Raw genomic sequence first — 9044 nt, forward strand, 5'->3', positions numbered from 1 at the left:
CGGACATCATGGGCGAGATCTCGGCGGCGTCCGAAGAGCAGTCCAGCGGCATCGACCAGGTGAACCGCGCGGTGTCGCAGATGGACGAGGTGACGCAGCAGAACGCGGCGCTGGTGGAAGAGGCGGCTGCGGCCGCGGGATCGCTGCAGGAGCAGGCGCAGCGCCTGGCTGAAGCGGTGGCCGTGTTCAAGATCAACGCGGGCGAAGTCATCGAAGTTCCGGCTCAGCGCCTGTCATCGGCGCGCGCGTCCGGTGACGATAGCCGCTTGCAGGCGCCTGATGCGCTTGCGCTTGGGCACTGAGGGCAGCAGTGGCTACAGCAACGGCAAACGCGGCGCCGTCCATCTCGGTGGAACGCCAATTCGATTTTCGCGATGCGGACTTTTCGCGCGTGCGCAAGATGATCCACGCGCACGCGGGCATTTCGCTGGGCACGCACAAACGCGAGATGGTCTACAGCCGGTTGGCGCGGCGCCTGCGCGCGCTGGGCATGCAGGATTTCGGCAGCTATCTGGACCAGCTGGAAAACGAGCCGAACGCGACCGAATGGGAAGATTTCGTCAATGCCTTGACGACCAACCTGACCGCATTCTTCCGCGAATCGCATCACTTTCCCATCCTGGCCGACTTCGCCAAGCGGCGCGGCGGCCCAGTGTCGGTGTGGTGCTGTGCGGCCTCCACCGGCGAAGAACCCTATTCCATCGCCATGACGCTGGTGGAAGCGCTGGGCCCTCGGGCGAATGCGTGTTCGGTGTTGGCTACCGATATCGACACCAATGTACTCACCCGCGCGCGCGCCGGGGTCTATCCCGCCGAGCGCGTGGACAAGATGGACGGTGAACGCCTGCGCCGCTTTTTCCTGAAAGGGCGCGGCGGCAATGCGGGGCAGGTCCGGGTGCGCCCCGAGATCGCCGACATGGTCCGCTATGAGCCCCTGAATCTGTTGGCGCCAGCTTGGCAGATCAACGAACAGTTCGACGTGATCTTCTGCCGCAACGTCATGATTTATTTCGACAAACCCACCCAGGCCAGGATCCTGGAGCGGTTTGTGCCGCTGCTCAAGCCTGGCGGCTTGCTGTTCGCAGGCCATTCCGAGAACTTCACCTATATCAGCCGGGATTTTCGTCTGCGCGGGCAGACCGTCTATGAATGCGCGGGCAGGTCCTGAGCGGGACGAGGCAGCAACAAATGAAGAAAATTAGCGTTTTATGCGTGGACGATTCGGCTCTGGTGCGCGGGCTGATGACGGAGATCATCAACAGCCAGTCGGACATGGAAGTGGTCGCGACTGCGCCCGATCCCCTGGTGGCGCGCGAACTCATCAAGCGTCACAACCCCGAAGTGCTGACGCTGGACGTGGAAATGCCCCGGATGGACGGGCTGGATTTCCTCGAAAAGCTCATGCGCCTGCGGCCCATGCCGGTGGTGATGGTGTCTTCGCTGACCGAGCGCGGCGGTGAAATCACGCTGCGGGCTCTGGAACTCGGAGCCATCGACTTCGTCACCAAGCCCAAGCTGGGCATACGCGACGGCCTGCTCGAATACACCGAGATCATCGCCGACAAGATACGCGCGGCCTCGCGCGCCAAGCTGCGGGCGCCCGCGGCGCATGCCGCGCCCGCCGCACCGGCGCCCATGCTGCGCCGGCCGCTGTCCAGTTCGGAAAAGCTGGTGATCGTTGGCGCCTCCACGGGCGGCACCGAGGCGATCCGCGAGGTCCTGCAACCGCTGCCGCCGGACAGCCCGGCCATCCTGATCACCCAACATATGCCGGCGGGCTTCACGCGCTCCTTCGCGCAGCGCCTGGATGCGTTGTGCGCGGTGACCGTCCGCGAAGCCGTGCACGGCGATCGGGTGCTGCCGGGGCACGTGTATCTGGCGCCGGGCGGCGACATGCACATGCGCCTGGGGCGCAGCGGCGCCAACTACGTGATCGAACTCGAAGCCAGCGAGCCCGTCAATCGCCACCGCCCGTCGGTGGACGTGCTGTTCAATTCGGCCGCGGTCGCCGCCGGCAAGAACGCCATAGGCGTGATCCTGACCGGCATGGGCAAGGACGGCGCCGCCGGCATGCTGGCCATGCACCGCGCGGGCGCCCACACGATTGCGCAGGACGAAGCCAGCTGCGTGGTCTTCGGCATGCCGCGCGAAGCGATCGCCTTGGGCGCCGCGGATGAAGTGGTTTCGTTGTCGGCGATAAGCGAACGCATTCTGACTCGCCTGGGCGATCGCGGGCACCGCGTCTGACGCGCAAAGCTCCCCGATCGGTCCAAGGCAAATTTTTTCTGGAGTAGAAGATGGTAGACAAGGGCCTGAAGATTCTGGTGGTGGATGACTTCCCCACCATGCGGCGGATCATCCGCAACCTGCTCAAGGAGCTGGGTTTCGAGAACGTGGATGAGGCCGAAGACGGCGCCATCGGCCTGGAAAAGCTGCGTAACGGCGGCTTCCAGTTCGTGGTGTCGGACTGGAACATGCCCAACCTCGATGGCCTGGAGATGCTCAAGCAGATCCGCGCCGACGCGGCGCTGGCATCTCTGCCGGTGCTGATGGTGACGGCCGAGGCCAAGAAGGAGAACATCGTTGCGGCGGCCCAGGCCGGCGCCAACGGTTATGTGGTCAAGCCTTTCACGGCGGCAACGCTGGAAGAGAAGCTCAACAAGATCTTCGAGAAAATCGCGGGTTGAGGTGAGCCATGAGCACGACGGAACATGAGAGCCCGGGCGAATCCCCCGATCTGATCCACCGCATCGCGTCCTTGACGCGCATGCTGCGCGACAGCATGCGCGAACTGGGCCTGGACCAGGCCATCAAGGACGCGGCCAACGCCATTCCCGACGCCCGCGACCGTCTGCGCTATGTGGCGCAGATGACGGAACAGGCGGCCAATCGCGTGCTGAACGCCACCGAGCAGGCCGGCCCCATCCAGGATGGCCTGTCGCGTTCGGCGCAGGCGCTGGATGCGCGCTGGCAGCAATGGTACGACCAGCCGCTGGAGCTGCCCGAGGCGCGCGAACTGGTGAAGGACACCCGCGCATACCTGCAGGACGTGCCGAAGCAGGCGCAGCAGACACAGTCCCAATTGATGGAAATCATCATGGCGCAGGATTTCCAGGACCTCACGGGCCAGGTGATCATGCGCATGATGGACGTGGTGGGCGCGATCGAACGCGAACTGCTGCAGGTGCTGCTGGACAACGTTCCGCAAGAGCGGCGCGACGAGGCCAACAGCCTGCTCAACGGGCCGCAGATCAGCCCGCAGGGCAAGACCGACGTAGTGACCAGCCAGGATCAGGTCGACGACCTGCTGGCGAGCCTGGGCTTCTAGCCAGGAAAGGAGCCGCCGGACATGCCCTCCGGCGGCTCCTTTCCTGATAGTGCGGCCGGTGCATGAACGTATTCCCTAAAGGCGCAAACAGCGCCTCATCGATAGACTCCCCTCCAGAATAATAAATAGGGGCCTTGCAGCGTGAATCATGGCGCGCATTGCGCGCCAGGCAACGGATGCCCATAGAAGGCGATCCGGGCAGGCACAAGGAGGTTGATCGTGGCCAGATCCGTATTTCGTCTGGGCGGCATGTGGAGGTTGTTGCGGCGGCTCAATCGCGGCGACGCGACGTTGTCGGAGCGTACCTTATCCTTTAGTCCGGCCGTTTGGCCGTTGTACGGTTTCATGAGACGCCTACGCAGCCGCATCATGACCGTCCGCCAATCCAGCATAGAAATCGCGCTGAATGCCGCGCGCACGCAGTTCCAGGCGGGCCATTGCTCGCTCCTGGCGCAAGAGCAGGCGCGCGCCGCCGACGCGCTCGCGGCCAGCGGCGCACAAATCTCCGCCCTGTCGGCATCGACATCCACCCATGCGCGCGAGATCGCCGAGGTGTCGGGGCAGAATCTGCACGCGGCACAGCAGGCGCTGGCCGAGCTGTCCGACGTCAAGGCGAGGGTGGAGCGCATGACGCGCGAGATGGCGTCGTTCAGCGAGGTGGTCGGGCAGTTGACCGGCCGGGCCCAATCGGTGGGCGACATCAGCAAGCTGATCAAGGAGATTGCCTTGCAGACTCAGCTCCTGGCCTTGAACGCGGGGGTGGAGGCGGCCAGGGCGGGAGATGCGGGGCGCGGCTTCGCAGTAGTGGCCAGCGAGGTCGGGCGCTTGGCCGAGCGCGTGAATTCGGCCACCAGCGATATCGGCCGGCACACCGCCGAGATGCTGGAACTCGTGGAAACGACCCAGCGTCAGACCGGCACGCTGCGCGACGATGTCGACACCTCCGGCGAAGTGCTGGGCCGGACATGCTCCGGTTTCGAGCGTTTTGTGCGCGACTTCGACAGCATGAACCGGCAAGTCGGCGACGTGGTCCAGGCCATCGGCGAGGTGGACTCCACCAATCACGGCATGAGCGAGGACGTGGGGCGGATCGCTGCCTTGAGCGCCAACGTACTGGAACGTATCGGCAGCATGTCCGGCGAGATCGACCGCATCCGCCGCCAGACGGAGAGTGTGCAGGAGGTGCTGGCCGACATGCGCACCGGCAATACTGCGTTTGACGGCCTGTCCGAAACCGTCGAAGCCTTCCGGGACGCTGCTGCCAACCTGCTGGAGGACGCCAGGAGCCGTGGGGCCGATGTGTTCGACCGGCACTACCGGCGCATTCCGGGCAGCGAACCGGCGCGCTATCACACCAGCTACGACCGGCAGATCGACGAGTCGGTGACCCGCTTGCTGGATAGCGTTCTGGATGGCGTGCCGGGCGGGATCTATACGATTCTGGTGGATGGCAGGGGCTACGCTCCGGCCCACAATCTGCGCTTTTCCCAGGCGCCCACCGGGGATCCGAAGCAGGATATCGCGCGGGTGCGGAACAAGCGCATCTTTGACGATCCGGTGGGTTTGCGCCTGGCGACCAACACCGGCGGGATGCTGCTTCAGACTTACTCCCGCGATACGGGTGAAATCGTCAATGACGTATCCATCCCGGTCTATCTGGGGTCGGAACATTGGGGCGCGGTGCGGATCGGCCTGGATTTCAACCGTTTCCAGGCGGTGGCGGGAGAGGGCGAGGCAGGCCGCCTGGCGGTTGCCGCGGGGGCCTGAAGCGGCCAACCGTCACGGGGCAGAGCGCGTTCCAAGCCACGCTGGAACGCGCCGCCCTGAACGCATCCGGGAATAGCGCCGCTTTCCCCCCGTTTCTTGGCTTATCGCCAAAGCCCGCAGCCTCCTAGAATCTCGGCGGGCAGCTCGTCATTCCAGAACCCGCGAGCCGCAACGATACCGCAGAGCATGGCCGAAGAAAGCGACCTCGAAAAATCCGAAGCCGCCTCTCCCAGGCGCCTGGAAAAGGCGCGCGAGGAGGGGCAGATTGCGCGTTCCCGGGAATTGGGGACGTTCATGATGCTGGCGGCGGGCGTGGGCGCCATCTGGGTGGGCGGCAGTTCGCTCTACCGCACCCTGACCGGCGTGCTGCGCAATGGCCTGGGTTTCGACCAGCGCATCGTCGCCGATCCCGGCGTGATGGTCGAACGGGCGGTCGAGGGGTTCGGTCAGGCCTTGCTGGTGCTGCTGCCTATTTTCGGGCTGCTGGCGGTCATCGCGGTGCTTTCCAGCGTGCTGCTGGGCGGCATCGTCATCTCGGGCAAGCCCCTGCAGTTCAATTTCTCCAAGCTCAGCCCGTTGGCCGGCGTGAAACGGATGTTCTCGTCGCAGACGGTGGTGGAGCTGATCAAGGCGCTGGCCAAGGCCATGCTGGTCGGCGGCGTGGCGGTCTGGGTCATCTGGCGCTACCACGACGATATGCTGAGCCTGATGCACGTGGCCCCGTCCGCGGCGCTGATCAAGGCGCTGACGCTGGTGGCGATGTGCTGCGCGTTCATCGTGGCTTCGCTCATCGTCATCGTCATGCTGGACGTGCCGTGGCAGATCTGGAGCCACCTGAAAAAGCTGCGCATGTCCAAGGAGGACGTGCGCCAGGAACACAAGGAAAGCGAAGGCGACCCGCACGTGAAGGCGCGCATCCGGCAGCAGCAGCGCCAGGCGGCGCGGCGCCGCATGATGGCCGAGGTGCCGAAGGCGGACGTGGTGGTGACCAACCCCACGCACTACGCCGTGGCCCTGAAGTACGACGAGGAAAAGAGCGGGGCGCCGCGCGTGCTGGCCAAGGGCACCGGCCTGATCGCGGCCAAGATCCGCGAACTGGCGGCCGAAAACCGCATCCCGACATTGGAAGCGCCGCCGTTGGCGCGCGCATTGCATCAACACGTGGAGATCGGGCGGGAAATCCCGGCCGAACTCTACACCGCGGTGGCAGAAGTGCTGGCGTGGGTCTTCCAGCTGCGCTCCTGGCGCGCCGGTTGGGGCGCCGAACCGGCGGTCCCGACCCGGCTGGCCGTGCCGGCCGAGCTGGACCCGCAAGCCAAAACCGCAGCACAAGGAGCTTAAGGAATGAGCGCTTTGCTCACCATGTTGAAGAGTAGCGGGGCCTCGCATGCGCGGCTGCTGGCGGGACCCATCCTGATCGTGATGGTGCTGGGCATGATGGTCCTGCCCCTGCCCACGTTCCTGCTCGACCTGCTGTTCACCTTCAACATCGCGTTGTCCGTGATGATCCTGCTGGTCGCCATGTTCACGCGCAAGCCGCTGGATTTCGCGGCGTTTCCGGCGGTGCTGCTGTTTGCCACGTTGCTGCGCCTGTCGCTGAACGTCGCCTCCACCCGCGTGGTCCTGCTCCATGGCCACACCGGTCCCGACGCGGCGGGCAAGGTCATCGAGGCTTTCGGCCACTTTCTGGTCGGCGGCAACTTTGCGGTGGGGATCATCGTCTTCGTGATCCTGACCATCATCAACTTCATCGTCATCACCAAGGGCGCCGGCCGCATTGCGGAAGTGGGCGCGCGCTTTACCCTGGACGCGATGCCGGGCAAGCAGATGGCGATCGACGCGGACCTGAACGCCGGCCTGATCGGCGAAGACGAGGCGCGCAAGCGCCGCGCGGAAGTCTCGCAGGAATCCGACTTCTTCGGCTCGATGGACGGCGCCAGCAAGTTCGTGCGCGGCGATGCCATCGCCGGCCTGCTGATCATGGCGATCAACATCATCGGCGGCTTGATCGTGGGCGTTGCCCAGCACGACATGTCGATGGGCGATTCGGCGCGCGTCTATACGCTGCTGACCATCGGCGACGGCCTGGTGGCCCAGATCCCGGCGCTGGTGATCTCCACCGCTGCGGGCGTGGTGGTGTCGCGGGTGTCGACCGACCAGGACATCGGCCAGCAAATCATCAGCCAGCTGTTCTCCAATCCCAGCGTGCTGTTCCTGACGGCCGGCATCGTCGGCGTCATGGGCCTGATTCCCAACATGCCGCACGTTGCCTTCCTGACCCTGGCCGGCGCGCTGGGCTGGGGCGGCTGGATGCTGTACAAACGGCAGACTGCGGCAGCGGCCGCAGCCGCGGAGGTGCCGCCGCAGGCGATTACCCAGGCGCAGGCTGCCGCGGCCGAGGCCAGTTGGGACGACGTGTCCATGGTGGACCAGTTGGGCCTGGAGGTCGGCTACCGCCTGATTCCACTGGTGGACCACGCCCAGAACGGCGAACTGCTGCACCGCATCCGCAGCCTGCGCAAGAAGTTCGCGCAGGACGTGGGCTTTCTGCCGCCGGTGGTGCATATCCGGGACAATCTCGAACTCAAGCCCAACGATTACCGCATCCTGCTGTCCGGCGTGGAAGTCGGCCATGGCGTGGCGATGCCGGGGCAATGGCTGGCGATCGACCCGGGTGGCGTGACCATGCCGATCAAGGGTACGCCCACGACCGATCCCGCCTTCGGCCTGCCGGCGCTGTGGATCGACGGCAGCCTGCGCGATCAGGCGCAGGTGGCGGGCTACACGGTGGTGGATGCCGGCACCGTGGTCGCGACGCACCTGAATCACCTGATGCATCGCCACGGCTCCAACCTGCTGGGCCGCCAGGAAGTGCAACAGCTGCTGGACCGCATTGGCCGCGACGCGCCCAAGCTGGTCGAGGACCTGGTACCCAAGACCCTGTCGCTCACGGCGCTGCAGAAGGTGCTGCAAGGCCTGCTGTCGGAAGAAGTGCCGATCCGCGACATGCGCACCATCATCGATACCTTGTCCGAGCATGGCCCGCGCCTGGCGGCGCTGGCCGCAGGCACGGGCAGCCAGCCCGATATCAACGAACTGATCGCGCTGACGCGCCGTTCGCTGGGCCGCGCCATTACCCAGCAATGGTTCCCGGGCGAAGGCGAGCTGCGCGTGATCGGCCTGGACGTGAAGCTGGAGCGTGTGCTTTCGCAGGCCATGACGACCAGCGGCGGACTGGAGCCGGGGCTGGCCGATACGCTGCTGCGTGAAGCGCAGGCCGCGGTCGAACGCCAGGAATCTCAGGGCAACGCGCCGGTGCTGCTGGTGTCGCCAGTCTTGCGCGCGCCCTTGTCGCGCTTCCTGCGGCACCATCTGCCGCAGCTGGGCGTGTTGTCGAATACGGAAATACCCGATGAGCGCATGGTGCGCGTGACCGCGCTGATCGGCGGAGGTAATGGGGCATGAAAATAAGCCGATTTTTCGGAGCGAACAGCCGCGATGTGATGCGCCAGGTCCGGCAGGTGCTGGGGCCGGACGCGCTGATCGTGTCGAATCGCAGCGTCGATGGCGGCGTGGAGGTGCTGGCCACCGTCGAGGGTGCGTTCGACGACACCGCTCATGAGGTCGCCGCTCCAAGACAGGACGCCGCGCAATCCCGGCCAGCTGATGTCCGTCCGCAGGCGCCTGCCGGCATCCCGGCGGGCGTGCGTTTCGATGTCCCTAATCCGGCGGCGCGGCCGTTGACGCCGGCGCCCGCCATGCCTCCGGCCGGCTACCCGGCGCCGTCGCGTCCGATCGCCGCCTACCAGGCGGCCTACGCCTCCTCGACGCAGGCCGAAGACGAGACGCCGGAGCTTGCGTCCCAAGTGCCGCCGCCAGCTCCGGCTGCGCCTGTGCGCGTCGAATTGCCGTCCTTGCCGCCGTTGCGCCAGACGCCAGTGGCGCAGGC

Annotated in this window: 7 protein-coding genes and 2 pseudogenes; all 9 read left to right on the forward strand. The window is 65.7% G+C overall.

Annotated features, from left to right (window positions below; all coding sequences use genetic code 11):
• A pseudogene (locus tag WBB14_RS03740) lies at positions 1-302 on the forward strand (methyl-accepting chemotaxis protein); the annotation flags it as partial.
• A gap of 8 nt (positions 303-310) precedes the next feature.
• A complete protein-coding gene (locus WBB14_RS03745; protein ID WP_424238629.1) occupies positions 311-1168 on the forward strand; it encodes a CheR family methyltransferase in 858 nt (285 codons plus the stop codon).
• 20 nt (positions 1169-1188) lie between these two features.
• Entirely contained in the window at positions 1189-2247 is a 1059-nt protein-coding gene (locus WBB14_RS03750; RefSeq protein ID WP_424238630.1) for a protein-glutamate methylesterase/protein-glutamine glutaminase, read from the forward strand.
• A 50-nt stretch (positions 2248-2297) separates the two neighbouring features.
• Positions 2298-2687, forward strand: a complete 390-nt coding sequence (gene cheY, locus WBB14_RS03755) for a chemotaxis response regulator CheY (protein WP_013393379.1) — start codon at positions 2298-2300, stop codon at positions 2685-2687.
• Positions 2688-2695: 8 nt separating this feature from the next.
• A complete protein-coding gene (gene cheZ / locus WBB14_RS03760; protein ID WP_054456663.1) occupies positions 2696-3328 on the forward strand; it encodes a protein phosphatase CheZ in 633 nt (210 codons plus the stop codon).
• A 369-nt stretch (positions 3329-3697) separates the two neighbouring features.
• Positions 3698-5095: a methyl-accepting chemotaxis protein gene (locus tag WBB14_RS03765; RefSeq protein ID WP_424238631.1), complete on the forward strand. Its 1398-nt coding sequence runs from the start codon at positions 3698-3700 to the stop codon at positions 5093-5095.
• A gap of 186 nt (positions 5096-5281) precedes the next feature.
• On the forward strand, positions 5282-6436 hold the full coding sequence (flhB, locus tag WBB14_RS03770) for a flagellar biosynthesis protein FlhB (RefSeq protein ID WP_424238632.1): 1155 nt from the start codon (positions 5282-5284) through the stop codon (positions 6434-6436).
• 3 nt (positions 6437-6439) lie between these two features.
• Positions 6440-8560, forward strand: coding sequence for a flagellar biosynthesis protein FlhA (flhA, locus tag WBB14_RS03775; protein ID WP_424238633.1), 2121 nt, complete (start codon positions 6440-6442; stop codon positions 8558-8560).
• A pseudogene (locus WBB14_RS03780) lies at positions 8557-9044 on the forward strand (flagellar biosynthesis protein FlhF); the annotation flags it as partial. The gene flhA and the pseudogene WBB14_RS03780, both read left to right, overlap by 4 nt.

It is taken from the genome of Achromobacter sp. (assembly GCF_049647645.1).
GTDB lineage: Bacteria > Pseudomonadota > Gammaproteobacteria > Burkholderiales > Burkholderiaceae_B > Achromobacter.